Genomic DNA, 26128 nt, shown 5'->3' with positions numbered 1-26128 from the left:
GTATGAATCTAAATATTCCATGGGAATGGTATCGAACCTTCCTGGCGGTGATGAAAGAAGGTTCCCTCTCGGGGGCAGCACGCATGCTTGCCATCACCCAGCCCACTGCGGGGCGACACATAGCAGCGCTGGAATCCGCCCTTGGCCTGGTTTTGTTTACACGTTCGCAAACGGGCCTGCAGCCTACGGATGCGGCAGTCGCGCTGCAAGGCCATGCGCAAGCGATGGAAAACACGGCCAGTATGATTGAGCGTTCGGCTGCCAGCTTCAGTGCCCACTCCGCCGGGTTACATGGCGTGGTTCGCGTATCGGCGAGTGAAATCATCGGCACTGAGGTGCTGCCACCTCTGTTTGCACGAATTAAAGAAGATTATCCGCAGCTTACCCTGGAACTGGTGATCTCTAACCGAATGCAGGATTTATTGAACCGGGAAGCGGATATTGCGGTACGCATGAGCACACCGGTGCAGGAACAACTGATTGCGCGTCGGTTGGGCAGTATTGAAATTGGTTTGCATGCCTCGCCGTCTTATCTGGCACGCCACGGTACGCCGGAGAGTATTGACGCGTTGTTCACCCATACGCTTGTGGGCTTTGATAAAACGACGCCCTTTATTTTACAGGCACTGAAACACTTTCCTCAGTTGAATCGTGAACGCTTTACCGTACGCACTGACAGCGATGTGGCGCAATTGAACCTTATCCGCGCAGGTGCGGGTATAGGAATGTGTCAGGTTCAACTGGCATATTTCCCTGTTCCGTTGGAGCGAGTGATGCCTGGTTTCTTTGCCTATCATCTCGACACCTGGCTGGTTATGCATGAGGACTTGCGCCACAGTAAAGCCTGTAAAACGGTGTTCGATATTCTCGCCGCGGGCTTACAGACATATATCAATAATGCAGGTATGTAACAATCCCGTCGCGATTGCCGCGCTGCTGTTGACCGTAATGGCGGGCTTGAGTTCGCCCCGAACAGGATGATGTCGGCGCCGCCTTTTAACCGTTCTGTCCCGTTGATTAAGACACCTCAATTTACGTATTGCTTTGATCATTAGTATGAACAGCTTCAAACCGTGAATGTGATACTCACCACAGCCTGAATCACAGCCCGGAGATGAAAATGTCCCCGTTTCCGGGCGCACCCCCTATCTCTCTACCAGGTGGATATACAGCGAAACAGGTATCTGCGGCGCTGCTCTGTTATGGTGCGAAAAATTGCACCATGCACACTCTCCTGACAATGACCTGCCGATTACTCAAGGTTTATGTGCAATGTGCACACTTCGTTGTGTTAACTCTGCCCGGCTATTTTTGGCATACCTCTTGCTATTTCTTGCATAGCCATTCAGATAGCCACTCAGAGGTTTCACAATGTCAAACAGCAATGATTTTCCGCTCGTCGAAGCGCCCGCCTCCGGACGTAAAGGCGTATTTTCGATCTCCATGGTTTTGTTCAGCTTTACTTTTTTTACCGGCACGATGTTCGCAGGCGGCAAACTTGGCGTCTCCTTTTCTATCGTCAATCTTTTATGGATTGCGGTTATCGGTAACTTTTTGCTGGCCCTCTACGCCGCTTCGCTCGGCTGGATTGCCGCCCGTAGCGGGCTGAATACCGTACTGATGGGCCGCTTTTGCTTCGGAGAAATCGGCAGCAAACTCGCCGATTTTATTCTCGGCTTTGCCGAACTGGGCTGGTACGCCTGGGGGACCGCAACGGTCGCCATCTCACTGGTCAAAATCCTCGCCCTGCCCGCCGCCATGACCATCCCGCTGATGATCCTGTTCGGCATCCTGTTCTGCGTCACTGCGCTGGTGGGTTACAAAGGGCTGGACGCGCTGTCTCGCGTGTCGGTGCCGCTGATGTTTATTCTGCTGGTGGTGTCGATGTACCTGGCCGCCAATCACGCCGGTGGCTGGCAGGCGATGACCAAAATTGAACCGGGCGAAACCATGACCTGGTCTGCGGCTATCACCATGGTCTTTGGCACCTTCGCCAGCGGCGCGACCCAGGCAACAAACTGGACCCGGTTGGCCAATTCCAGCCGCACCGCTATCGTTGCCAGTATGAGTAGCTTTCTCATCGGTAACGGGCTGATGATTGTTGCCGGAGCGTGGTGCGCTATCGTCTATCAGCAGGCCGATATTGTGGAAGTGCTGATTTTGCAGGGGTTGTCGATCGCCGCGGTGGTAATGCTGTGCCTTAACCTGCTGACTATTCAGGGGCCGACGATTTACAACGTCTCGGCCGCCGCCTGCCATCTGCTGCGCAGCGAGCGCCGCCGTACCCTAACCGTGGTCGCCGCTGGCGTCGGCATTGTGCTGGCGATTGGCGGTATGTATGAAATGCTAATCCCATTCCTCGTTCTCCTGGGCAGTATCATTCCGCCCATTGGCGGCGTGATCCTTGCCGACTACTGGTTTTATCGCGGCGGTCGTTATCCTCTGCTGCAAACGGCCCGTTTGCCGCGCTTCAACTGGTTGGGACTGGGCGCCTATGCCGTGGGCGCAGTGGTGGCGTATCTGTCGCCGTGGATCGCCCCATTGGTCGGCATTACCGTCTCCGCGCTGCTCTACATCGCCCTGACGCGTCTGAGCAAACGTCAGCCCGCCGCTGATTCGGTCGCGGAGCAGTAGTTATGAGCCTGACGGTCAGCGAAATCCTCGCCCTGGAGGAACTCTCCCCCATGCGCCTGCGTGCCGGTAAACAGGGGCTGCAACTGGCGGTTCGCTGGTACTACGTGGCGGAAAATGAAAATATCGCCGAATGGATCATGGGCGGGGAGCTGGTCTTTATCACCGGCATCAACCATCCCCGCGATGAAGACAACCTGATCCATTTACTGATGGAAGGCAAACAGCGCGGGATAGCCGGGATGGTGATCCTCACCGGCGATGCGTATATTCAGGCGATCCCCCCTCGCCTGATCGCACTGGCCGACGAGCTGGGCATTCCGCTGATCGAACAGCCCTATCTGCTAAAGATGGTGATTGTCACCGAACGCATCGGCACTGCGCTGGTGCGCAGTGAAAATGCCCTGCAATCGCAGCGCGATATTCTGTTGCAACTGTTAACCGGCGATTTTCCCGATCTGCACATCCTGCAGCAACGAGCTATCCACCAACAACTGGATTTTAGCCGCCCCCTGCGGGTAGTGGCATTGCGTCTTGAGGGGATACAAAACCTGTTTCGCCAGTTTCCACCCGGGCAGGCCGAGGCCTGGTTACAGCAGGCGCGACGTACCATCCGTCAGCGATTGCAGCAGCAGCTCAATCAACAGGAGAACCCCTTTCCGCTGGTCGAGCGCAGCAATATGTTTATCTTCCTGCTGCCGGATGAGGACGGTGAGTTTTATCAGCAGAAAAAGTGGTTAGCACAGTGGCTGCTCGCGCTGGCGGAAGGTGACGACAGGCTGTCGCTACTGTGTGGCCTTTCCGCTCGGGTGCAGCAATTACAGGACTATCAGCGCGCGCTGTCGCAGGCGCGTCAGGCCCTGGATCTTAGCGATACTCTGCGCCCGGCCCAGCGCATTACCGACTATCAACAACTGGGATTTATCAAGCTCCTCTCTGCCATCGGCGACCCTGCGCTGCTGAGCGATTTTATGCACGACACCCTTGGCTGCCTGATAGAACGCGATCGCAAAAGTCCGTGGCTATTGATGGAGACGCTGGAAACACTGCTCCAGGAGAACGGGAACGTGGTCAGAGCAGCCGAGCGGCTTGGCATTCACCGCAACACGTTACATCAACGCATCCAACGTATTGAAAAGCTGACCAGCTATCTGATTAGCCATCCGCAATTCCACCTCAACGCCTCGGTCGCGTTAACGATCTGGCGTATGTCACAAAACCATTTACGGGAATACTCATGAAAATTATCAACGCACGCCTGCGCCATAAAGAATCGCTTTATACCCTCGACTTAGATGACGGCGTGATCAAGAGCATCACTCCGCAGGCCGCCGTGCAGACGGCTGACGCCAGCGATATCGACGCGCAACAAAAGCTGGTTATCCCGCCGTTCGTCGAGCCGCATATCCATCTTGATGCCACCCTGACCGCGGGCGAGCCGGAGTGGAATATGAGCGGCACACTGTTTGAGGGTATCGCCCGCTGGAGCCAGCGCAAAGCGAGCGTAACGGTTGAAGATACGCGCCAGCGGGCGCTGAAAACCATCGGTATGTTACGCGATAACGGCGTGCAGCACGTGCGCACCCATATTGATGTGACCGATCCTTCCCTGACGGCGCTTGAGGCGATGCTGGCAGTGAAAAAGGAGGCGGCCCAGCTTATCGACCTGCAAATCGTCGCCTTTCCGCAAGAAGGCATTGAATCCTTCCCCGGTGGCCGAGAGCTGATGACGCGCGCTATCGAGATGGGCGCCGACGTGGTGGGCGGCATTCCGCACTACGAAAATACCCGCGATAAAGGCGTCAGTTCGCTGGGCTTTTTGATGGATCTGGCCCAGCGCCATGGCTGTCTGGTCGATGTGCATTGCGATGAAATCGACGACCCACAATCACGCTTCCTGGAAGTGCTGGCGGAAGAAGCCCGGGTGCGTGGGATGGGCGCACAGGTCACCGCCAGCCATACCTGCGCCATGGGCTCTTACGATAACGCCTACTGCTCGAAGCTGTTCCGCCTGCTTAAAGCGTCGGGCATCAACTTTATCTCTTGTCCAACCGAAAGCATTCACCTGCAAGGACGCTTCGACACCTGGCCGAAACGTCGCGGCGTAACACGGGTGGCAGAGCTGGACCGCGCCGGGATCAACGTCTGTTTTGCGCAGGACTCCATTCAGGATCCGTGGTATCCGGTGGGCAACGGCAACATCATGCGTATTCTCGATGCCGGTCTGCATATTTGCCACATGCTGGGATATGAGGATTTGCAGCGCTGCCTCGATCTGATTACTGATAACAGTGCCCGTGCGCTGTGCTTAGGTGATAACTACGGCATTGCCGAAGGGCGCCCGGCGAACCTGCTTATCCTAGATGCGGAAAATGACTACGATGCGGTGTGCCGCCAGGCCAAAGTGCTGACCTCTGTTCGTCACGGTAAAGTCATCATGCAGCGCCAGCCGGAAGAGATTTGCTACCCGGTCTGACACGTTCCCCTCGCCCGGCCGGTTAATCTGTCGGGCCTGGTAAGCATCACCACAGCCGCTGGTTTTCATCATCGCGCAGATAAGGATCATGCGGCTCGCCTGCCAGGCAGTCACTCATCGGCTTTTGCATCTGACATCATAACAATACGGGTAGCCCTTTTCGCCATGGCCCGTAAAGGGTGAATTTTTACGCCCGATTTCTGTTTCCGGTAGTGATGGGTATTGGTGACAACGTTAAACGGCACGACCTGATCTTTCATATGTCTGTTATCACGCAGCAGAGAAGCGGGTAATGGTGCCAACTTACTGATTTAGTGTATGATGGTGTTTTTGAGGTGCTCCAGTGGCTTCTGTTTCTATCAGCTGTCCCTCCTGTTCAGCTACTGAAGGCGTGGTGCGTAACGGTAAAAGTACTGCCGGACATCAGCGCTATCTCTGCTCTCACTGCCGTAAAACATGGCAGCTACAGTTCACTTACACCGCTTCTCAACCCGGTACGCATCAGAAAATCATTGATATGGCCATGAATGGCGTCGGATGTCGCGCCAGTGCACGCATTATGGGCGTTGGCCTCAACACGGTTTTACGACACTTAAAAAACTCAGGCCGCAGTCGGTAACCTCGCGCATACAACCGGGCAGTGATGTGATTGTCTGCGCGGAAATGGACGAACAGTGGGGTTACGTCGGCGCTAAATCACGCCAGCGCTGGTTGTTTTACGCGTATGACAGGATACGGAGGACGGTTGTGGCGCACGTATTCGGTGAACGCACGTTGGCCACGCTGGAGCGTCTTCTGAGCCTGCTGTCGGCCTTTGAGGTCGTGGTATGGATGACGGATGGCTGGCCGCTGTATGAATCACGCCTGAAGGGAGAACTGCACGTTATCAGCAAGCGATATACGCAGCGCATTGAGCGGCATAACCTGAATCTGAGGCAGCATCTGTCAAGGCTGGGCAGGAAGTCACTGTCGTTCTCAAAATCGGTGGAGCTGCATGACAAAGTCATCGGGCATTATCTGAACATAAAACACTATCAGTAAGTTGGAGTCATTACCTAAATGTGGGTGATGCTGCCAACTTACTGATTTAGGGAAGGTGCGAATAAGCGGGGAAATTCTTCTCGGCTGACTCAGTCATTTCATTTCTTCATGTTTGAGCCGATTTTTTCTCCCGTAAATGCCTTGAATCAGCCTATTTAGACCGTTTCTTCGCCATTTAAGGTGTTATCCCCAGTTTTTAGTGAGATCTCTCCCACTGACGTATCATTTGGTCCGCCCGAAACAGGTTGGCCAGCGTGAATAACATCGCCAGTTGGTTATCGTTTTTCAGCAACCCCTTGTATCTGGCTTTCACGAAGCCGAACTGTCGCTTGATGATGCGAAATGGGTGCTCCACCTTGGCCCGGATGCTGGCTTTCATGTATTCGATGTTGATGGCCGTTTTGTTCTTGCGTGGATGCTGTTTCAAGGTTCTTACCTTGCCGGGGCGCTCGGCGATCAGCCAGTCCACATCCACCTCGGCCAGCTCCTCGCGCTGTGGCGCCCCTTGGTAGCCGGCATCGGCTGAGACAAATTGCTCCTCTCCATGCAGCAGATTACCCAGCTGATTGAGGTCATGCTCGTTGGCCGCGGTGGTGACCAGGCTGTGGGTCAGGCCACTCTTGGCATCGACACCAATGTGGGCCTTCATGCCAAAGTGCCACTGATTGCCTTTCTTGGTCTGATGCATCTCCGGATCGCGTTGCTGCTCTTTGTTCTTGGTCGAGCTGGGTGCCTCAATGATGGTGGCATCGACCAAGGTGCCTTGAGTCATCATGACGCCTGCTTCGGCCAGCCAGCGATTGATGGTCTTGAACAATTGGCGGGCCAGTTGATGCTGCTCCAGCAGGTGGCGGAAATTCATGATGGTGGTGCGGTCCGGCAAGGCGCTATCCAGGGATAACCGGGCAAACAGACGCATGGAGGCGATTTCGTACAGAGCATCTTCCATCGCGCCATCGCTCAGGTTGTACCAATGCTGCATGCAGTGAATGCGTAGCATGGTTTCCAGCGGATAAGGTCGCCGGCCATTACCAGCCTTGGGGTAAAACGGCTCGATGACTTCCACCATGTTTTGCCATGGCAGAATCTGCTCCATGCGGGACAAGAAAATCTCTTTTCTGGTCTGACGGCGCTTACTGCTGAATTCACTGTCGGCGAAGGTAAGTTGATGACTCATGATGAACCCTGTTCCATGGCTCCAGATGGGCTTTGTTGAATAAATCGAACTTTTGCTGAGTTGAAGGATCAGATCACGTATCTTCCCGACAACGCAGACCGTTCCGTGGCAAAGCAAAAGTTCAAAATCACCAACTGGCCCACCTACAATAAAGCCCTCATCAACCGTGGCTCCATAACTTTCTGGCTGGATGATGAAGCTATTCAGGCCTGGTATGAGTCAGCAACACCTTCTTCACGAGGCAGACCTCAGCGCTATTCTGACCTTGCCATCACGACTGTGCTGGTCATTAAACGCGTATTCAGGCTGACCCTGCGCGCTGCGCAGGGCTTTATTGATTCCATTTTTTCTCTGATGAACGTTCCGCTACGCTGCCCGGATTACAGCTGTGTCAGCAGGCGGGCAAAGTCGGTTAACGTCAGTTTCAAAATGCCCACCCGGGGTGAAATCGCACACCTGGTAATTGATTCCACCGGGCTGAAGGTCTTCGGTGAAGGAAAGTGGAAAGTCAAAAAGCATGGCCAGGAACGCCGCCGTATCTGGCGTAAGCTGCATCTCGCCGTTGAGGGGTTTGAGGGCCAATGGAACGAAAACGTACGCTAAGAAGTTAATTCATTGTTTAAATTGAAATTTAGTTCTCTCAGTTCCCCCTTCAAAATATCCTCCGGTAGCGTAAACGTATAATGCCCCAGCATATTGATATGCCCGTGCATCAGTGGGGACAACCGGGCGATATCTTCAACCCCGATTTCTTCTCCATTACTGCGTATCCAGCTCAGGGCTTCCTGCATATAAAGTGTGTTCCACAGTACCACTGCGTTAGTGACCAGGCCCAGTGCCCCCAGCTGATCTTCCTGACCTTCACGATAGCGCTTTCTGATCTCACCGCGCTGCCCGTAGCAGATCGCCCTCGCCACAGCATGGCGGCCTTCCCCCCGGTTTAGCTGCGTCAGGATCCGCCGACGATAATCCTCATCATCAATATAATTAAGAAGGTACAGCGTCTTGTTGACGCGCCCCACTTCCATGATCGCCTGTGCCAGCCCTGATGGGCGCGAGCTTTTCAGCAAAGAGCGAATGAGTTCTGAAGCATGAATGGTGCCCAGTTTCAGCGAACCGGCGGTTCGCATCATCTCATCCCACTGATCCTCGGCTTTCGACAGATCGGCACAACCACGTGCCAGTTCGTCCAGTGCACCGTAATTTGCCGATTTATCCACTCGCCAGAATACCGCTTCACCGGCATCGGCAAGCCGGGGGGAAAACTGGTATCCCAGCAGCCAGAAGAGGCCAAAAATAATGTCGCTGGTACCGGCTGTGTCTGTCATGATCTCAACCGGATTCAGCCCTGTCTGCTGCTCCAGAAGGCCTTCCAGCACAAAAATGGAATCTCGTAATGTGCCGGGCACTGTTGCAAAGTTAGCGATGAGGCAGCCTTTTGTCTTATTCAAAGGCCTTACATTTCAAAAACTCTGCTTACCAGGCGCATTTCGCCCAGGGGATCACCATAATAAAATGCTGAGGCCTGGCCTTTGCGTAGTGCACGCATCACCTCAATACCTTTGATGGTGGCGTAAGCCGTCTTCATGGATTTAAATCCCAGCGTGGCGCCGATTATCCGTTTCAGTTTGCCATGATCGCATTCAATCACGTTGTTCCGGTACTTAATCTGTCGGTGTTCAACGTCAGACGGGCACCGGCCTTCGCGTTTGAGCAGAGCAAGCGCGCGACCATAGGCGGGCGCTTTATCCGTGTTGATGAATCGCGGGATCTGCCACTTCTTCACGTTGTTGAGGATTTTACCCAGAAACCGGTATGCAGCTTTGCTGTTACGACGGGAGGAGAGATAAAAATCGACAGTGCGGCCCCGGCTGTCGACGGCCCGGTACAGATACGCCCAGCGGCCATTGACCTTCACGTAGGTTTCATCCATGTGCCACGGGCAAAGATCGGAAGGGTTACGCCAGTACCAGCGCAGCCGTTTTTCCATTTCAGGCGCATAACGCTGAACCCAGCGGTAAATCGTGGAGTGATCGACATTCACTCCGCGTTCAGCCAGCATCTCCTGCAGCTCACGGTAACTGATGCCGTATTTGCAGTACCAGCGTACGGCCCACAGAATGATGTCACGCTGAAAATGCCGGCCTTTGAATGGGTTCATGTGCAGCTCCATCAGCAAAAGGGGATGATAAGTTTATCACCACCGACTATTTGCAACAGTGCCAAGCAGATTACCCAGCTGATTGAGGTCATGCTCGTTGGCCGCGGTGGTGACCAGGCTGTGGGTCAGGCCACTCTTGGCATCGACACCAATGTGGGCCTTCATGCCAAAGTGCCACTGATTGCCTTTCTTGGTCTGATGCATCTCCGGATCGCGTTGCTGCTCTTTGTTCTTGGTAGAGCTGGGTGCCTCAATGATGGTGGCATCCACCAAAGTGCCTTGGGTCATCATGACGCCTGCTTCGGCCAGCCAGCGATTGATGGTCTTGAACAATTGACGGGCCAGTTGATGCTGCTCGAGCAGGTGGCGGAAATTCATGATGGTGGTGCGATCCGGCAGGGCGCTATCCAGGGATAATCGGGCAAACAGGCGCATGGAGGCGATTTCGTACAGGGCATCTTCCATGGCACCGTCGCTCAGGTTGTACCAATGCTGCATGCAGTGAATACGCAGCATGGTCTCCAGCGGATAGGGCCGTCGGCCATTGCCCGCCTTGGGATAAAACGGCTCGATGACAGCGGTCATATTCTGCCATGGCAGAATCTGCTCCATGCGGGAGAGGAAAATCTCTTTTCGGGTCTGACGGCGCTTAGTGCTGAATTCACTGTCGGCGAAGGTGAGTTGATGGCTCATGATGTCCCTCTGGGATGCGCTCCGGATGAATATGATGATCTCATATCAGGAACTTGTTCGCACCTTCCCTGGAGCACCTCCACCAACAAGGGATTATCCAGCCCCATCCTGCCGGTGAGGTTGCTCTGTCCGCCGCCGAGTTTGAAGTGGAGAACCCGTACGCCACAGCCAGGCGCTGGAGCGCGCTCTTCGACCTCCCGATGACAACGCGCGCGGGCAATCCGGCGCTGCGTATTGGCGATAAGTATTTCCAGTTCAATCAAGGGAACAGCAACGCGCTGGTGCAACTCGATTTTCTCACCGACACGGCGGCGCTCAAGGGTCAAACCATTTTGGTGGGCGAAGGGCGTTATGCGTTTCACTGACTCACAATGGGCACCTGCGCGAACGAAGACCGACAACAGGGAAACAGCGTATTCACGTTTTCCACCATCGGGATACGCTGCTGAGGGTACTACAACAACCCGGCCTGATGTTCCACACGCGCAATGGCGCTATACAGTGCGCCCGCTGTGACCGGAGCCGGCATGTTCGCCATATCCGGCGCATGCAATGCCATATCAATAATCCCCGCCAGTTCCGTGCTGTCCAGTTCAGCAATTTCCCGCAGGCTGAGCGGGATAGCGCACGCGCGGGCCAGGCCAATGGCCTCCAGCAATTCCTCATCGCTGCGGTTCTCCAGCGCCAGCAGGCAAAGGTTGCCAAATCCCACCAATAAGCCATGACCAAATTCGCGGGTTTTATCGCATACGGTAAACCCCTCATAAATTGCATGAGCGGCAGCAGCATGTGCCCCACTGCTCATTAATGAGGTCAGTCCGGCAAACATAAATATCGCATCCAGTACTTGCTCCAGCGCAGCATCGGGCACCCCTTTGCGAACTGCATCGCAGGCGGCGGGGCCGTGGGTATTGATCAGGTCATAGCAGATACGGCTGTTGGCAATGGACGCCCGGGCGATACCGCTGTGATTGTCCAGCCCGGCGCTGATAGCGCGAAACTCGTACCATTTCGCCAGTGTATCGCCAAGGCCTGCCGCCAACCAGCGCAGCGGCGCGGCGGCTATGATTTCTGTGTCAATAATCACCACAGCAGGCGCCTGATTCAGTGGAAAGAGATCCCGAAAATGGCCGTCATCGTGATAACGGACAGTGAGTGGCGTCACCGCCGCGCAGGTTGCCGCAATGGTTGGCACGGTGACCACCGGGACACGGGTCCCCACGCCCACGGCTTTACTGGTATCCAGGGCTTTTCCCCCACCCACGCCAATGACCAGGTCTGCGCCGGTGGCCTGCACCACTTGCGCCAGACGATGAATATGGCTTTCGCTGCACACGCCGCCAAACCACTCCCGGCCAACCACCGTCACCGATGATGCCGCCAGTTGATAGCGGATATGCGCTTCCACCGCCGCCAGGCCACTATGGCCGCCGATAATCAGCGCCCGTGAACCCAATAATCCGCAGACCTCACCGATACGCGAAACCGCACCTGCGCCACGCAGGATCTGCGCCGGGAAGATAATATTTTGTGCCTGCATAACTGATGCTCCGTGATAACGATGGTGTACATATTAAAACCCCGCCATAGCAGGCTGAAAACGCAGCAAATGCGGCCCTAACTGGGCAATCGAAGTGCATCCCAGTTGCGCCAGCGTGCGATCCATCTCCTGCAAAATAATGTTCAGCGCTTGTTTCGCACCCGCCTCACCAAAGGCAGCGACGCCATAGAGCACAGGTCGGCCAATCAGCACGCCATTCGCGCCCAGCGCCAGTGCTTTCACCACATCGGTGCCACGGCGAAATCCACTGTCGATAAGGATGACAGCATCAGGACCGCAGCACTGACGAATCTCCTGCAGTACTTCCATGGGGCTGACTGAACCGTCCAGTTGTCGCCCGCCATGGTTTGATAACACAATGCCATCCACGCCCGCGGCAAAAGCGCGCCGGGCATCTTCAGGCGCCAGGATACCTTTAATTAACAGGGGACCTGACCACTGTGTGCGGATCCAGTGCAGTGTGGCCCAGTCCAGGTGGGTATCCATCTGTTCGGCAAAATAGCTCGCGCCACCTGCGCCTCGTTGTTTGTCAGCCGGAACATAAGATTTCAGGTTGCCAAAGCCAGGGATGCCTGCGGGCCTGATGGCTCGCCACACCCAGCCGGGATGCATCGCAATGTCCAGCATGCTCGGCAGAGATAGTTCCATGGGCCGTCGGTAATTCCGTTTGTCCTTTTCACGGTTGCCAAAGTGCACCGCATCCACAGAAACCACCAGGGTCGTACAACCCGCCGCCCGGGCCCGGGTCAGTAACCCTGTCGTGACGGCGCGGTCTTTCAGCACATAGAGCTGGAACCAGTGTCGGGGAATGTTTTCTGCGGCGATCTCTTCAATGGAGGCCGTCGAAACCGTACTCTGTATATAGCCGATGCCCGCCTCTCTGGCGGCCCGCGCCAGCATCACATCTGCGCCAAACCGCAGCATGCCGTTGTAGCCTGTCGGGGCGATAAACAAGGGCGCAGCCAGCTTCTGTCCACACAGCGTGACGGATAAATCCCGTTGCGTAGCATCTGTCAGCACAGGGGGAATAAAGCGCCAGCGGCCGAAAACACGGCGATTATCCTGTAACGTTTGTTCATCATCGGCCCCACCCTCCAGATAACTGAAAGCAAAACGGGGAAGCGTGCGCTTTGCCTGCCGACGTAAATCATCAATGTTCAACACTGTCACGCGGCATCCTCCGCCAGGATACGTTTCAGGCTCCGAATAAACTGCTGGTTATCCTGTTCATTCCCCACAGACACCCGGATCCAGTGTTCATACCCCTTCTCCCGCCATGGCTTGATAATGACGCCATCGCACAGCAGACGCTGCGCCAGTTCTGCCGCAGGCTGCCCGCAGTCAAAAAACAGGAAGTTGGCGCAGGATGGCGCAACGCGGAAACCCAGCGCCGTGAGCTGCGCCGACATCATGTCGCGCTGCGCACTGACCAGCGCAATGCTGTCATTAACATGTTGCTGATCCCCCAGAGCTACCACGGCCGCCGCTTGTGCCGAACGGTTAATATTAAACGGTGTGCGAACGCGATTGAGCAGATTGACCAGTTCAGGGTGACTGGCTAAGCCATAGCCCACCCGCAATCCCGCCAGGCCGTAGGCTTTCGAAAAAGTACGCAGCACAATCCAGGGGCGCGACTGCGCGGCCAGCACACGCTGGCTGTCCGGATAATCCGGGTTGTTCCGGCAATATTCGAAATAGGCCTCATCAATCACCAGCACACAGTCCTGAGGTGCCGCGGCGATGATGCGCTCAAAACCTGCATTGTCGAGCATGCAGCCCACGGGATTCGACGGGTTGCTGAAAATCACCATTTTGGCGGGCATCGAAAGTGCCTGAGTCCAGGCGGCGATATCGAACTGATGCTGCTTATTCACGTCAACCAGGGTGACGTCCGCGCCCATCATGCGCGGGAAAATCTCATGCAGACCAAATGAAGGTCGCAATGTGACCACGCGGTCCCCGGGGTTGAGAAAGGCCAGTGCCAGCATATGCAGGATATCTTCTGAACCATTCCCGATAACAATATTCCCGGCCTGCACACCGGTATACGTTGCCAGCGCATCGCGCAGCGCTGTACTGGCAGCATCCGAATAGACTGCGCTGAAACCGGCATCCGCCTGCAGTGCCGCGATGACCTGCGGGCTGGCGCCCAGCGGATTTTCATTACTGGCCAGTTTGGCGATATGGCTCAACCCATATTGCTGTCGTACCGCTTCCGCCGACAACCCGGCGTTATACAGGCTTAATGACCGCGCTGTGGGCCTGGCGAGGTTTTTCAGTATCTGCTGTTGTGAATCAACAAGTGAACTGGAAACTGCTACATCAGAAGCCATTGCATATCCCTCAAAAAAACGCCGGAGGCACAACACCAGGCCATCCGGCATTCAGGCATCAGATCATCGGCAAATTCAAATGATGACGTTCAGCACAGGCTTTTGCCTGTTCATAGCCAGCATCCGCATGGCGCATCACCCCGGTGGCAGGGTCGTTCCACAGCACACGCGCCAGTCGGGCATCGGCATCTTCAGTGCCATCGCACACAATCACCATCCCGGCATGTTGTGAAAAGCCCATGCCAACACCGCCACCATGGTGCAGACTGACCCAGGTGGCACCCCCGGCGGTATTGAGCAATGCATTGAGTAATGGCCAGTCGGATACCGCATCAGAGCCATCTTTCATCGCTTCGGTTTCACGGTTCGGCGATGCCACTGACCCCGTATCCAGATGATCACGGCCAATAACAATCGGCGCTTTCAGTTCGCAGTTACGCACCATTTCGTTAAACGCCAGCCCGGCGCGGTGACGTTCACCCAGGCCCAGCCAGCAAATACGCGCAGGCAGCCCCTGGAAGGCAATGCGCTCACGCGCCATGTCCAGCCAGTTGATCAGATTGGTGTTGTCCGGGAAGAGTTCTTTGAGTTTCGCGTCGGTCTTATAGATATCTTCCGGGTCGCCGGAAAGGGCAACCCAACGGAATGGCCCTTTGCCTTCACAGAACAGCGGGCGGATGTAGGCCGGGACAAAACCCGGGAAATCAAAGGCGTTTTCAACGCCCTCTTCTTTGGCGACCTGGCGGATATTGTTGCCGTAATCGACGGTGGGGATCCCCATATGGTGAAAATCGAGCATGGCCTGGACATGTTTTGCCATAGAAGCGCGGGCGGCTTTCACCACGGATTGCGGATCTGACTGACGGGCGGCCTGCCATTTTTCCAGGCTCCAGCCTTCCGGCAGATAGCCATTAAGCGGATCATGAGCGGAGGTCTGATCGGTCACAATATCCGGACGCAGGCCACCCGCTTTTGCCCGCGCCGCCAGTTGCGGCATCAACTCAGCGGCATTGCCCAGCAGGCCGACAGAGATGGCTTTTTTCTCCGCACAGGCTTTTTCAATCATCGCCAGCGCCTCATCGAGGCTGCGGGTCTTATAGTCCACATAACGGGTACGCAGACGGAAATCAATGTGGGATTCCTGGCATTCAATGGCCAGGACGCAGGCCCCTGCCAGCACGCCAGCCAGCGGTTGGGCGCCGCCCATACCACCAAGCCCTGCCGTCAGAATCCATTTGCCCCGCAGGTCGCCGTTGTAGTGCTGTCGGCCCGCTTCGGCAAAAGTTTCATACGTCCCCTGCACAATGCCCTGCGCACCAATGTAAATCCAGGAGCCTGCTGTCATCTGGCCGTACATCATCAGGCCCGCTTTATCCAGTTCGTGAAAGTGGTCCCAGTGGGCCCAGTGCGGCACAATATTGGAGTTAGCAATCAACACGCGCGGCGCATTGGTATGGGTGCGAAAAACACCGACCGGCTTACCGGACTGTACCAGCAGGGTTTCGTCTTCACGCAACGCCCGCAGGCTGTCCAGAATGGCTTCGAAGGCAGGCCAGTTGCGGGCGGCTTTACCAATACCGCCATAGACCACCAGGTCTTCCGGGCGTTCGGCAACATCGGGGTCAAGGTTGTTTTGGATCATGCGATAAGCCGCTTCGATCAACCAGTTTTGACAACTCAGCGCTGTTCCCTGGGGAGCGCGAACGACATGGGCGGCGGCATTTTTCTGTGGCGCGTTCATGGTCATATCCTTCTATAAAAAATGAAATTTATGTAAAGCGTTATCAGGCAAAGCTCGGCAGTAATGCTTCAATGGCCGCAGGCCAGTGTTCACGGGACGCCCACAAACGCATCATTTCGACATCCGGCGCCATCAGACGATCTTTTTCGAGAAAAGCGACATGTTGCCGAATCGCCTTCATTTCGCTTTCCAGTGTGGCGGAACTTTGCAACGGACGATGAAAATCAAGTCCCTGGGCAGCGGCCATGGCTTCGATACCGACAACCACACTGGTGTTAAAACACATATTGCCCAGACGGCGGGCGGCATAGGTCGCCATTGAAACGTGATCTTCCTGATTGGCGGAGGTGGGCAGGCTGTCGACACTGCCCGGATGTGCCAGCGATTTATTTTCTGATGCCAGCGCGGCGGCCGTGACCTGCGCAATCATAAAGCCGGAGTTAACGCCGCCATCGTTTACCAGGAAAGGCGGCAAGCCGGACAAACCGCTGTCCAACAATAAGGCCATTCTGCGTTCAGAAATCGCCCCCACTTCGGCAACCGCCAGCGCAATGATGTCCGCGGCGAAAGCCACGGGTTCTGCGTGGAAATTCCCGCCAGAAATCACGTCGCCATTTTCGGCAAAAACCAGAGGGTTATCGGATGCTGCGTTTGCTTCAATACGTAGAATGCGGGCCGCATGTCGCAGGTTATCAAGGCAGGCACCCATAACCTGAGGGACACAACGAATGGAATAAGGGTCCTGAACCCGGCCGCAGTTAGCATGGGATGTCACAATATCGCTACCGGCCAGGATCGCCGTCAGCGCAGCGGCGACAGCAATCTGGCCTTCCTGGCCGCGTGCTTCATGAATACGCGGGTCAAGCGGTTTAACTGAGCCTTTAATCGCTTCCAGTGATAATGCCCCGGCCACCAGGCCTGCGGAAAACACCCGTTCTGCTTCAAACAAACCTGACAACGCGAGGGATGTCGATACCTGGGTGCCGTTAAGTAATGCCAGACCTTCTTTCGGCCCAAGTTCAAAGGGGCTCAGCCCTGCGGCAGCCAGGCCTTCAACCGCGGACATCGTTTCGCCACCCAGTGTCACCTGCCCTTCGCCAATCAGCATCAATGACAAATGCGCCAGCGGCGCCAGGTCGCCCGAAGCGCCGACGGATCCTTTTTCCGGAATACAGGGGTACACACCCGCATTAAATAACGTTATCAGTGCATCAATCACCTCAATACGAATACCGGAATGACCCCGGGAGAGGCTGAGAATTTTCGTCGCCATCACCAGGCGAACAACGTTATCCGCCAGGTTTTTGCCTGTGCCCACACTGTGGGACAGCACCAGGTTTCGTTGCAGTTCGGTCAGACGTTCCGCCGGAATACGGGTTTGCGCCAGTTTGCCAAACCCGGTATTAATGCCGTACACCACGTTTCCCGATGCCACAATGCGGGTGACTGTTTCCTGGGAGGCCAGCACATCGGCACGGGCCTCTTCGGCCAGCGCAAGGCGGACATTACCCTGGTATATTTGTCGCAACATGGGCAAATGGACATGCCCGGGTTGCAGGCGGCAAAGGGTGTAATCGGTGGATGAAGCAGCCATAATCTATTCCTGTATATACAAGTAAAACGGGAAGTAAACCCGGTGTAACACCGGGTGTTTATGCACAACCTGACTCACGCTAAAACATGATTAACTGCGCTGCATACCGCGAACTTAGTGATCGATGGTTTGCAGGGTTTCCGTACGAATTTCTTCCGTGATACGCGCCTTCAATGCCATAAATTCTGGTGATGTTTTCAGGGTATAATCACGCGGGTGCGGAAAATCTACCGCCACTTCCGTTTTGATTCGCCCGGGGCGCGCACTGAAAATCGCCACTTTATTGGCCATAAAAATGGCCTCATCAATATCGTGGGTCACAAACAGGACTGTTTTGCGGGAAGATTCCCATATCGACAACAACAGTTCCTGCATCATGACGCGCGTCTGGTTATCCAGTGCGCCGAAAGGTTCATCCATCAGCAGAATTTTCGGGTCGTTGGCCAGGGCGCGGGCAATGGCTGTGCGCTGTTGCATACCGCCGGACAACTGACGGGGGAAATGCTGCTCAAACCCACGTAAACCGACCTTATTAATAAAGTAGTCGCTGCGCTCTTTTTGTGCCGCTTTACTCACGCCGCGTTCCTGTAGGCCAAAGCAGATATTCTGCTCAACCGTCAACCAGGGGAACAGTGTGTAACTCTGGAATACCATGCCGCGATCCGCGCCCGGACCATCGACCAGCACGCCATCCAGCCAGACCTCGCCGCGGGTGGGCTGATCCAGCCCGGCAACAATGCGTAAAAGTGTGGATTTACCGCACCCGGAAGGCCCGAGAATGGTAATAAAGTCGTTCTCATTGACCTGATAATCCACGGGCAGTAATGCCTGGGTCTTCTCGCCTTTCGGGCCACTGAAGACGCGTTCCACCTGGCGAACACTCAGCTTCGGATAGCTCATCACAGCGAACTCCATACAAACAGGCGGCGATTCACCGCTTTAAACAACAGATCAGACAGCAATCCAATGCAGCCAATCACGATAATGCCGAAAATCATTTGCCCGGTATTGAGTAACGCCTGGCTATTGACAATCATGTGACCTATCCCGCTGGATGAACCAATCAGTTCCGCCACGATGACATAGGTCCATGCCCAGCCCAGCACCAGGCGCAGCAGTTCCGCAATTTCCGGCGCCGCCCCGGGGATTATCACCCGACGCACCACGCTCTTGTTGGTCGCGCCAAGGGTATACGCCGCTTCCACCAGATCGCGCCGCGCCGCGCCGACAGCCACCGCAACCATCAGGGTTATCTGAAAGAACGAACCGATAAAGATCACCAGTATTTTTTGCATTTCGCCAATCCCTGCCCACAGAATAAGCAGGGGGACAAACGCCGATGCGGGCAGGTAGCGGCAAAACGAAACGAAGGGCTCAAAAAACGCTTCGATCAGTTTGTATGAGCCCATCAGAATACCCAGCGGCACGGCGATAATGCACGCCAGAATAAAGCCGCCCAGTACACGCATTACCGTCATACCGATATCTGTTGTGAAATCAAAATCGGTAAATAACAGCCCCCCTTCCTGCAACATACTGGCCGGACTGGCAAGGAATGTCGGCGACACCAGCCCGGTAAAAGTCACCAGCGCCCACAGCGCGAAAAACAGCACAAAAAAGCAGAAGCCCAAAAACCAGCGATGACGGGACGCCACGGGGCGCAGTGGCACCATCATCGGGTTGTGCCAGACCTTTTTACTTGCCGGCAGAGGCGCCGGCTCACGTAAAACTGACTGCGTACTGGCGGGAAATTCCGCGGCCTGACTGACAGGACTGTTCATCTTGTGGTCCTTCATGGCTGAGTCACATACTTCGCGTCATACAACGTATTAATATCCGGCGTTTTATGCAGGATTTTCATTTCCGTCAGCAAACGCGCCGCTTCGTTGGTAAAGGTGACAATCTCGCCACTGAAGAACTTCTTGTTCGCATCACGGTCTTGCCAGCGCAGATAGCTGGACTCTTCAGCAAACTGTTTGCCGGTTTCTTTGACCGCCGCCCCCATAATCTCATTGGCTTTATCCGGATCTTTTTTGATCATATCCAGGGCTTCAAAGTAGCTATTTACCAGTGCCTGAGCCGCTTTGGGGTTTTTATCCAGCCAGGATGGCGTACAACCCAGGGTGTCCATCACCATGGGATAATCCAGTGTGGTGGTCAGAATTTTGCCTTTGTCCGGGCTTTGGCGGATGGTGGAGAGATACGGCTCGTACGTCACAGCGGCATCGTTCTGCCCGGCAATAAAGGCATGAGCGGCGGCATCCGGCCCCAGGGTTGCCAGTTTGACGTCTTTCATCGTCATGCCGTTTTTATCGAGGATCCAGGCCAGCAGAAAATAGGAGGAGGTTCCTGGTGCATCGACACTGATGGTTTTCCCTTTCAGGTCAGCCACTTTATTGATACCCCCACGTACTGTAGTGGTCAAGTAATATTGGCCACGGTTTTACAGTAAAAATGGTATCTGTTCTCTGACTCTTCCGGCGTCAGCCCACCGTTATAATGGTGAGGTCTGACGCTGTTGTAGTAGTTCAATATGTAATCATTAATTTGCTGCCGGGCCTCGTCCTTGCCTGCGTAACCATTCGTTGGCACCCATTCTGTTTTCAGACTGCGGAAGAAGCGTTCCATGGGGCTGTTATCCCAGCAGTTTCCCCGCCGACTGACGCTTTGATTTATTCTGCAACGCCAGAGAAGTTGTTGATATTTAAGGCCTGTATACTGGCTTCCCTGGTCGCTATGGAACATGACATCCCGGGGTTGGCCACGCGTCTCATAGGCCATCCGCAGGGCACTGCTTATCAGTGCGGTATCGGCATGCGCTGACAGACTCCAGCCGATAACCCTGCGGGCAAAAAGATCCATAACAACCGCCAGATAGCACCAGCGATTTCCTGCCCAGAGATACGTAATGTCTCCGCACCACACCCGGTCTGGCTCGGGCACAGCGAACTGACGCCCGAGCAGATTCGGCAGGCAGGTGTGCTCCTGACGGGCATTTTTATACTGATGTTTTCCGGGCTGGCAACTGCTCAGGTTCAGGTATTTCATCAGGCGTCCGGCACGGTAACGGCTCATCGGGACGCCGTTTTGGGTCAGCATGTCAGCCAAAGTGCGTGCCCCCGCAGAGCCCCGGCTCTGGTTCCACGCCCGACGTATTTCGCTGCACAACCTGACGTGTACCGGATTAACCATATCGCGTCGTTTTCGCCAGTACCGGTAACTGCTGCGGTGTATTTCCAGCGCGGAGCACAGGCTGACAACCGTGTGGCTGTCGCTCAGTCTGGCAACTATCGTGAACCGTTCAGCGAGTCGGACATTAAGAGCGCGGTAGCCTTTTTTAATATTGTATTTTGTTCCTCCAGACGGCGAACCTGCTTTTCCAGCTCGCGGATACGTTGCTGGTCTGGAGTAATGGGTGTGGCAGAGGGCGTAATCCCCTGGCGCTCTCGCCTGAGCTGGCGTACCCAGCTCTCAAGCGTGGTTGAACCGACATTCATCGCTTCACTGGCCTGTCGATATGAGTAGCCCTTATCAACAATCAGCTGTGCACATTCCAGCCTGAACTCAGGGGGGAAGGTTCGTTTGGTTTTCTTGTTCATTAAGTCACCTGTTTTGTGTTGTGGTGAGAATATCACCTTTCATCAGGTGGCCAAATTTAGTGTGCCACTACACATGCCATGAGGCAGGCACCCAATATCCGGTCTGCCTCAAGCCAAAATGCCATTAACCCGGGAGCCATCTTTGGTATTCTGCTGATGTCATCCCCGCATTAATGAGCGCCATGCATAAGTCCATGCATATTTACCCGTATTATCATTGAATCCTGCTTTGCATACACTGCCGGTATCAGGGCGCACGCCCTTCTCTTTTTCGCAATACACCCGGAGATTTGTTATGCAAAACAGGCTGGACAATAAACAGCAGGCCATTAACCGACTTTGCCCGCCTGCTGACACAGCTGTAATCCGGGCAGCGTAGCGGAACGTTCATCAGAGAAAAAATGGAATCAATAAAGCCCTGCGCAGCGCGCAGGGTCAGCCTGAATACGCGTTTAATGACCAGCACAGTCGTGATGGCAAGGTCAGAATAGCGCTGAGGTCTGCCTCGTGAAGAAGGTGTTGCTGACTCATACCAGGCCTGAATAGCTTCATCATCCAGCCAGAAAGTTATGGAGCCACGGTTGATGAGGGCTTTATTGTAGGTGGGCCAGTTGGTGATTTTGAACTTTTGCTTTGCCACGGAACGGTCTGCGTTGTCGGGAAGATGCGTGATCTGATCCTTCAACTCAGCAAAAGTTCGATTTATTCAACAAAGCCCATTCAGTCCTCAATTTGTGCATTTTTTAAACGAAAAAAGGGTGTCTAATACGGTGAAATCATAGTATTACCAAAGTAATAAATAAAAAGTTATTTAAATCAGTAATTTAGATTGGATTTGTAATACCTGGGTAATACCGCAGCATGGCTAAATTTTGTTTTTTTCCTTTTAAATCAGTGTGATAGCGTGATTTATCACGCTGCGTTAGGTGTATAGCAGGTTAAGGGATAAAAAATCATCTTTTTTTGGTAGGGCGATCTCCGTAGGTTAAGGGGCATTTGGCTAAAAAGCGTCCTATTCTTTGATGGTCATGCTTGCATGACCATCTGAGCAACCAAAAACTACAGATAAACTACAGATAAACTACAAAAAACGTTTTGCCTTAGTGTTGTAAGACTACAAATAGACTACAATAAAACTACAAATAAACTACAAAAAACGTGACAGACTACAAATAGACTACAATAAAACTACAGATAAACTACAAAACTCGATTGACCCCTTCTTACGAGTGTTGTAGAGTCATTTTCATACAACGGAGGGGGTTATGAATAAACCAGCAGATCTGAAACCCCGCAACTTATCGGCTGCTGTCAGATTGCGCCTAAATGAAATCGAGAACTGGCTGGACAGAGGGCTAACGCGGCATGAAATTGCTGAAATCCTCGACAGCGAATACAGCTTTTCGGTAACAGCCAAAGGGCTTGAGATGGCACTGTATAGAACGCGGCAAAACCGAAAAAATGTATTGCACAATACACATGATAAGAGTAGCGCGAAGGGTGCAGCGGAAAGTGTATTGCACAATACACAACCGTCTGAGCCTGAAGCGCAGGAAAGTAAAAAAGCAGAGAGTCCCGGCATTATTGATAAAGAATTCTTCAAGAAAATCGGTGAGAATTTCGACCCTAAGAAGTTCAACAAAAAATTCTGAGGTGATTTATGAAAGTAGCGGTAATTAATTACAGTGGCAGTGTTCGTAAAACCTTAATTTCATCTTACCTGTTAGCCCCGCGCCTGACTGGTGCAAAGTTCTATGCGGTAGAGACTATCAACCAGTCTGCTTCCGATCTGGGTATTGAAAATGTGACCAGTTTTAAAGGTGACGACTTCTCACGTTTGATTGAGGGGTAATGACTCCAACTTACTGGTAGTGTTTTATGTTCAGATAATGTCCAATGACTTTGTCATGTAGTTCTCCCTTCAGGCGTGATTCATAAAGCGGCCAGTCATCCGTCATCCATACCACGACCTCAAAGGCCGACAGCAGGCCCGGAAGACGCTCCAGCGTGGCCAACGTGCGTTCACCGAATACGTGCGCCACAACCGTCCTCCGTATCCTGTCATACGCGTAAAACAACCAGCGCTTGCGTGATTTAGCGCCGACGTAGCCCCACTGTTCATCCATTTCAGCGCAGACAATGACGTCACTGCCCGGTTGTATGCGTGAGTTTACCGACTGCTGCCTGAGAGGCGGTGTAAGTGAACTGTAGCTGCCATGTTTTACGGCAGTGAGAGCAGATATAGCGCTGATGTCCGGCAGTACTTTTACCGTTACGCACCATGCCTTCAGTAGCTGAGCAGGAGGGACAGCTGATGGAGATGGAAGCCACTGGAGCACCTCAAAACCACCATCATACACTAAATCAGCAAGTTGGTAGCATTACCAGTAATTTGATTGTCAGCCTGCTGTCGGCGGTACCTTTCCTTTTCGCCTGTATTTTCATGTATTTGAATGGTCGCCACTCGGACCGCACCAAAGAGCGCGCCCTGCACCTTGGGCTGCCACTGATTGTGTCGGGCTTCTTACTGCTCGGGGCGATTTTCACCCATAACTTGGTTCTGGCTTACATCATGCTGGTGCTGACCGTTGGGCTGAACTGGGCCATCACCCCCATCTTCTGGGCGGTGACCACTGAGACGGTGGCGGGCGTGGCGGGTGCCGCCTCGATTGCGCTGATTAACGCGGTGGCGAACATTGCCGGGTTAACCTTCCCGCCGATTATGGGACGCATCAAAGACGTGACTCACAGCTACGACGCGGCGCTGATTGCCGTGGCCGCCGCGCTGATCCTGGGCGGTCTGCTGGGGCTGGTTCTGGGCCGCAAACGCTCCATGCTGGTGAATGCGGGCAAAGGGGCCATGCCCGCCGCCAAATAGTGTTCCCATAAACAAAAACGTTTACTCTTAAACAAGGCCGCACAGGGGCAGAGAATAAGAGGAAGCAAACGTGGTGGGTGAAAAGCAGTTAACCGACGATGCTCGCGGGCATCAGCTGACCAACATTAACGTCTGGACGCCGGACGGCCAGTGGCTGGTCTATGATGTCCGGCCGCACGGCGGTTCATTTACCGGCTCAACCATTGAGCGGGTGAATGTCGAAACCGGCGAAGTGCAGGTGATTTATCAGGCCAGGCAGGCGGCGCACGTCGGCGTGGTCACGACCAGCGCGCAGCTGCCGGTGCGTTATGCCTTCATCCACGGGCCAGAAAACCCAGATGCACAGTGGCAATATGATTTTCATCATCGCCGTGGGGTGATTGTCACTGAGCCAGAAGCTGAAGCAGTTACTCTCGATGCCCTTGATATTACGGCACCTTTCACCCCCGGCGCGCTGCGCGGCGGCACCCACGTTCACGTCTTCAGCCCCGACGGCAGCCGCCTGAGCTTTACCTATAACGACCACGTTTTGCACGAGCTGGATTTGCGGCTCGATCAGCGTAATGTCGGCATCGCGCTCTCTTCCTCGGGCGTAGTTTCTCCTAAACATCATCCGCGTGAATATAACGGCAGCCACTTCAGCGTGCTGGTGAGCCACACCACGCCGGACCCTCAGCCGGGCAGCGATGATATTACCCGCGCCTATGAAGAGGGCTGGATTGGCACCGAGGGCTATCTCAAGCCGGACGGCAGCCGCCAACGCTGGGCGCTGGCGTTTATCGGCGACACACTGTCGGCCAGCGGCGAGAAGCTACCGGAAGTCTTTGTGGTTGATTTACCAGAAGATGACGCCAGCTATCGGCAGGCCGGAGAGTTGCCGTTACAGGGCACTGCTGCTTCGCTTCCCGCGCCGCCCAAGGGAGTGCGCCAACGCCGCATAACCTTCACCGCGCAGCAGGCTTTCCCCGGCGTCGCCTTGCAGCCGCGCCACTGGCTGCGTGCTTCCCCGGACGGCTCAAAAATCGCCTTTTTGATGAAGGATAACAACGGCGTAGTTCAACTGTGGACGGTTTCGCCGAACGGCGGCCAGGCGCAGCAAATCAGCCGAACCACCACCGGAATTCAGTCGGCATTTAGCTGGCACCCCAATGGCAATGCGTTAGCACTGGTTTGCGATAACAGCGTGATGGTGCTGGACGTGGCGAGTGGCGAGATGCGCCGCCTGACCGAGCGCAGCGAAATCGCGCCCTGCGGCGACGCGGTGGTGTTTTCACCCGACGGGGCGAAAGTCGCCTATATGCGCCAGTGCGGCCAGTTTGCCCAGCTTTTTGTGGCGCAGAATGTAGGCTAAATAAAGAAGCTTGGCTGCATAAAAAGCAAAAAACCGGCCTGATGAATGGGCCGGTCTGTTTTTAATAAAAGAGGCTGAGGTGGGGAATATTAATGTGACGCCCGCTTTTTCTGCTTCGTCGACTCAGTCATTGGCGGCACGTGGTCAATATCAATGCCGTGGCTGATCGCTAAATTCTGCTCCTCGCTGGCTTTTATACGATCCCGCGTGTTGAGTTTGTCCTGGCGGTAATAGTCATAAGGCAGCAGCAGGGTATCAAGTAATGCACTAAAAGGCAGATCGACAATCAGCAGTGGCGTCATGGCCCAGCTGGTGTCGTCGCTTGAAATCATCGATACGTCGGCGCGTGTGCCCGGATAATAACCCTGATGGCCGCCGGTATGACTCATTACGCTAGAGCAACCGCTAACCGATAAAAACGCGCATCCCGTCACGAGCGGTAATAAAACTGATTTCATCATGTAGAACTCATCTCATGCTGTCGGGCTGAGGATATTTCGTCAACGTTGATTTATATCATTCAGCTAAAAGATTTAACAAAGCAAAGCGCGGCTCTGTGCTAGCCATCCCAATTTATCTTTTTCATCCTTGAATCGTGTTTATAAATGTCGCAGCGATCTGTCCTAATTATTTCGCTGGGTTATCTGTTTTGGCTTTGTCACAAAATTACAGCGTTAGTTATAGTGTAAGAGATAACTGAGATCCTGCCGCCCAATGTCAATTTTTATAGGGTTTAAGCTTTGTTTAGACATCTATAGCTCCCTGCTGACATGCACTGATAAAAAACTTTTCTTTCCCTGACTTGAAAATCTTTTTTCCGTCGCCATTTTTATCATACGACGCAGGAAAAGCATACGCCGACAGGGTATGAAGCGTCGCAGACCTGTCCATG

Annotated in this window: 20 protein-coding genes and 7 pseudogenes; 11 read left to right on the top strand and 16 right to left on the bottom strand. The window is 54.3% G+C overall.

Features of this window, described 5'->3' with window-relative positions; all coding sequences use genetic code 11:
• Positions 1 to 2: 2 nt before the first annotated feature.
• The 5 genes from V2154_RS21400 (at position 3) to V2154_RS21380 (ending at position 6148) form a co-directional block, all read left to right on the top strand.
• On the top strand, positions 3 to 911 hold the full coding sequence (locus V2154_RS21400; RefSeq protein WP_024195824.1) for a LysR family transcriptional regulator: 909 nt from the start codon (positions 3 to 5) through the stop codon (positions 909 to 911).
• A 460-nt stretch (positions 912 to 1371) separates the two neighbouring features.
• Complete coding sequence (gene codB / locus V2154_RS21395) at positions 1372 to 2634, top strand: cytosine permease (protein WP_016240393.1); 1263 nt, start codon at positions 1372 to 1374, stop codon at positions 2632 to 2634.
• Between the two features lie 2 nt (positions 2635 to 2636).
• Positions 2637 to 3872 carry a PucR family transcriptional regulator gene (locus V2154_RS21390; RefSeq protein ID WP_032676105.1) on the top strand — a complete coding sequence of 412 codons (1236 nt, stop codon included), beginning with the start codon at positions 2637 to 2639 and terminating at the stop codon, positions 3870 to 3872.
• Positions 3869 to 5107: a cytosine deaminase gene (codA, locus tag V2154_RS21385; RefSeq protein ID WP_016240391.1), complete on the top strand. Its 1239-nt coding sequence runs from the start codon at positions 3869 to 3871 to the stop codon at positions 5105 to 5107. The genes V2154_RS21390 and codA overlap by 4 nt, the downstream gene beginning before the upstream one ends.
• 343 nt (positions 5108 to 5450) lie before the next feature.
• A protein-coding gene (locus V2154_RS21380) for an IS1 family transposase (protein ID WP_225865976.1) occupies positions 5451 to 6148 on the top strand; the annotation gives its coding sequence in 2 pieces (ribosomal slippage) (positions 5451 to 5700 and positions 5700 to 6148; 699 coding nt in all).
• Between the two features lie 196 nt (positions 6149 to 6344).
• On the opposite strand, the gene V2154_RS21375 is transcribed toward V2154_RS21380, so the two are convergent.
• Complete coding sequence (locus V2154_RS21375; protein WP_000019402.1) at positions 6345 to 7325, bottom strand: IS5-like element IS5 family transposase; 981 nt, start codon at positions 7323 to 7325, stop codon at positions 6345 to 6347.
• Positions 7326 to 7385: 60 nt separating this feature from the next.
• Here V2154_RS21375 and V2154_RS21370 point away from each other — a divergent pair.
• Positions 7386 to 7892 (top strand): annotated as a pseudogene (locus V2154_RS21370) (IS5 family transposase); the annotation flags it as partial.
• A 32-nt stretch (positions 7893 to 7924) separates the two neighbouring features.
• Here the strand turns inward: V2154_RS21370 and V2154_RS21365 are convergent.
• From V2154_RS21365 to V2154_RS21355, 3 genes and pseudogenes are all read right to left on the bottom strand, one after another.
• A pseudogene (locus V2154_RS21365) lies at positions 7925 to 8734 on the bottom strand (Tn3 family transposase); the annotation flags it as partial.
• Positions 8735 to 8781: 47 nt separating this feature from the next.
• Complete coding sequence (locus V2154_RS21360; RefSeq protein WP_001067855.1) at positions 8782 to 9486, bottom strand: IS6-like element IS26 family transposase; 705 nt, start codon at positions 9484 to 9486, stop codon at positions 8782 to 8784.
• Between the two features lie 63 nt (positions 9487 to 9549).
• Positions 9550 to 10179 (bottom strand): annotated as a pseudogene (locus V2154_RS21355) (IS5-like element ISKpn26 family transposase); the annotation flags it as partial.
• Between the two features lie 53 nt (positions 10180 to 10232).
• Between V2154_RS21355 and V2154_RS21350 the strand changes: the two are divergent.
• A complete protein-coding gene (locus V2154_RS21350; RefSeq protein ID WP_024191312.1) occupies positions 10233 to 10544 on the top strand; it encodes a hypothetical protein in 312 nt (103 codons plus the stop codon).
• A gap of 89 nt (positions 10545 to 10633) precedes the next feature.
• On the opposite strand, the gene V2154_RS21345 is transcribed toward V2154_RS21350, so the two are convergent.
• From V2154_RS21345 to V2154_RS21300, 10 genes and pseudogenes are all read right to left on the bottom strand, one after another.
• On the bottom strand, positions 10634 to 11719 hold the full coding sequence (locus V2154_RS21345) for an iron-containing alcohol dehydrogenase family protein (protein WP_250298258.1): 1086 nt from the start codon (positions 11717 to 11719) through the stop codon (positions 10634 to 10636).
• Between the two features lie 33 nt (positions 11720 to 11752).
• A complete protein-coding gene (locus V2154_RS21340) occupies positions 11753 to 12910 on the bottom strand; it encodes an alpha-hydroxy acid oxidase (protein ID WP_000217345.1) in 1158 nt (385 codons plus the stop codon).
• The gene (gene hisC, locus V2154_RS21335) at positions 12907 to 14073 is read right to left on the bottom strand and encodes a histidinol-phosphate transaminase (RefSeq protein WP_000135555.1); all 1167 of its coding nucleotides are present in this window, start codon (positions 14071 to 14073) and stop codon (positions 12907 to 12909) included. Before hisC ends, V2154_RS21340 begins: the two co-directional genes overlap by 4 nt.
• 58 nt (positions 14074 to 14131) lie before the next feature.
• The gene (gene hutU / locus V2154_RS21330) at positions 14132 to 15814 is read right to left on the bottom strand and encodes a urocanate hydratase (protein WP_250298260.1); all 1683 of its coding nucleotides are present in this window, start codon (positions 15812 to 15814) and stop codon (positions 14132 to 14134) included.
• 43 nt (positions 15815 to 15857) lie between these two features.
• Positions 15858 to 17408 (bottom strand): histidine ammonia-lyase, encoded by a 1551-nt coding sequence (gene hutH / locus V2154_RS21325; RefSeq protein WP_000741484.1) that lies wholly within the window; start codon positions 17406 to 17408, stop codon positions 15858 to 15860.
• Positions 17409 to 17522: 114 nt separating this feature from the next.
• Positions 17523 to 18308, bottom strand: a complete 786-nt coding sequence (locus V2154_RS21320; RefSeq protein WP_016240370.1) for an ABC transporter ATP-binding protein — start codon at positions 18306 to 18308, stop codon at positions 17523 to 17525.
• Positions 18308 to 19189, bottom strand: a complete 882-nt coding sequence (locus tag V2154_RS21315) for an ABC transporter permease (RefSeq protein WP_001087990.1) — start codon at positions 19187 to 19189, stop codon at positions 18308 to 18310. Before V2154_RS21315 ends, V2154_RS21320 begins: the two co-directional genes overlap by 1 nt.
• An 11-nt stretch (positions 19190 to 19200) precedes the next feature.
• Positions 19201 to 19821 (bottom strand): annotated as a pseudogene (locus V2154_RS21310) (ABC transporter substrate-binding protein); the annotation flags it as partial.
• An 8-nt stretch (positions 19822 to 19829) separates the two neighbouring features.
• Positions 19830 to 21043 (bottom strand): IS3-like element ISCfr6 family transposase gene (locus tag V2154_RS21305; RefSeq protein ID WP_096221650.1). Its coding sequence is split into 2 segments (ribosomal slippage): positions 19830 to 20749 and positions 20749 to 21043, totalling 1215 coding nucleotides; the frame shifts between segments, so codons are not numbered across the junction.
• A 292-nt stretch (positions 21044 to 21335) separates the two neighbouring features.
• Positions 21336 to 21692, bottom strand: a pseudogene (locus V2154_RS21300) (transposase); the annotation flags it as partial.
• A gap of 580 nt (positions 21693 to 22272) precedes the next feature.
• Here V2154_RS21300 and stbA point away from each other — a divergent pair.
• Positions 22273 to 22659 carry a plasmid stabilization protein StbA gene (stbA, locus tag V2154_RS21295; protein ID WP_006796897.1) on the top strand — a complete coding sequence of 129 codons (387 nt, stop codon included), beginning with the start codon at positions 22273 to 22275 and terminating at the stop codon, positions 22657 to 22659.
• 8 nt (positions 22660 to 22667) lie between these two features.
• Positions 22668 to 22859 (top strand): hypothetical protein, encoded by a 192-nt coding sequence (locus tag V2154_RS21290; protein WP_000861580.1) that lies wholly within the window; start codon positions 22668 to 22670, stop codon positions 22857 to 22859.
• Positions 22860 to 22869: 10 nt separating this feature from the next.
• On the opposite strand, the pseudogene V2154_RS21285 reads toward V2154_RS21290, so the two are convergent.
• Positions 22870 to 23338: pseudogene (locus tag V2154_RS21285) on the bottom strand (IS1 family transposase).
• A gap of 55 nt (positions 23339 to 23393) precedes the next feature.
• Here V2154_RS21285 and V2154_RS21280 point away from each other — a divergent pair.
• A pseudogene (locus tag V2154_RS21280) lies at positions 23394 to 23885 on the top strand (MFS transporter); the annotation flags it as partial.
• A 70-nt stretch (positions 23886 to 23955) separates the two neighbouring features.
• Positions 23956 to 25236, top strand: coding sequence for a YidR family protein (locus V2154_RS21275; protein ID WP_353503761.1), 1281 nt, complete (start codon positions 23956 to 23958; stop codon positions 25234 to 25236).
• 89 nt (positions 25237 to 25325) lie between these two features.
• On the opposite strand, the gene V2154_RS21270 is transcribed toward V2154_RS21275, so the two are convergent.
• Positions 25326 to 25694: a YceK/YidQ family lipoprotein gene (locus V2154_RS21270; protein WP_353504049.1), complete on the bottom strand. Its 369-nt coding sequence runs from the start codon at positions 25692 to 25694 to the stop codon at positions 25326 to 25328.
• Between the last annotated feature and the right edge of the window lie 434 nt (positions 25695 to 26128).

Origin of the sequence: Ewingella sp. CoE-038-23 (assembly GCF_040419245.1) — a bacterium.
GTDB classification, from domain to species: domain Bacteria; phylum Pseudomonadota; class Gammaproteobacteria; order Enterobacterales; family Enterobacteriaceae; genus Ewingella; species Ewingella allii.
The sequence above is the reverse complement of the archived record's forward strand: the minus strand, read 5'-3'. Positions and strand labels throughout refer to the sequence as shown.

Bases quoted from the DNA above. Each gene is read 5' to 3' on its own strand.
- V2154_RS21270 (WP_353504049.1), bottom strand. From the start codon at position 25,694: ATGAAATCAGTTTTATTACCGCTCGTGACGGGATGCGCGTTTTTATCG.
- V2154_RS21360 (WP_001067855.1), bottom strand. From the start codon at position 9,486: ATGAACCCATTCAAAGGCCGGCATTTTCAGCGTGACATCATTCTGTGG.
- hutH (WP_000741484.1), bottom strand. From the start codon at position 17,408: ATGGCTGCTTCATCCACCGATTACACCCTTTGCCGCCTGCAACCCGGG.
- codB (WP_016240393.1), top strand. From the start codon at position 1,372: ATGTCAAACAGCAATGATTTTCCGCTCGTCGAAGCGCCCGCCTCCGGA.
- stbA (WP_006796897.1), top strand. From the start codon at position 22,273: ATGAATAAACCAGCAGATCTGAAACCCCGCAACTTATCGGCTGCTGTC.
- V2154_RS21390 (WP_032676105.1), top strand. From the start codon at position 2,637: ATGAGCCTGACGGTCAGCGAAATCCTCGCCCTGGAGGAACTCTCCCCC.
- hutU (WP_250298260.1), bottom strand. From the start codon at position 15,814: ATGAACGCGCCACAGAAAAATGCCGCCGCCCATGTCGTTCGCGCTCCC.
- V2154_RS21400 (WP_024195824.1), top strand. From the start codon at position 3: ATGAATCTAAATATTCCATGGGAATGGTATCGAACCTTCCTGGCGGTG.
- V2154_RS21315 (WP_001087990.1), bottom strand. From the start codon at position 19,189: ATGAACAGTCCTGTCAGTCAGGCCGCGGAATTTCCCGCCAGTACGCAG.
- V2154_RS21290 (WP_000861580.1), top strand. From the start codon at position 22,668: ATGAAAGTAGCGGTAATTAATTACAGTGGCAGTGTTCGTAAAACCTTA.
- V2154_RS21375 (WP_000019402.1), bottom strand. From the start codon at position 7,325: ATGAGTCATCAACTTACCTTCGCCGACAGTGAATTCAGCAGTAAGCGC.
- codA (WP_016240391.1), top strand. From the start codon at position 3,869: ATGAAAATTATCAACGCACGCCTGCGCCATAAAGAATCGCTTTATACC.
- V2154_RS21345 (WP_250298258.1), bottom strand. From the start codon at position 11,719: ATGCAGGCACAAAATATTATCTTCCCGGCGCAGATCCTGCGTGGCGCA.
- hisC (WP_000135555.1), bottom strand. From the start codon at position 14,073: ATGGCTTCTGATGTAGCAGTTTCCAGTTCACTTGTTGATTCACAACAG.
- V2154_RS21320 (WP_016240370.1), bottom strand. From the start codon at position 18,308: ATGAGCTATCCGAAGCTGAGTGTTCGCCAGGTGGAACGCGTCTTCAGT.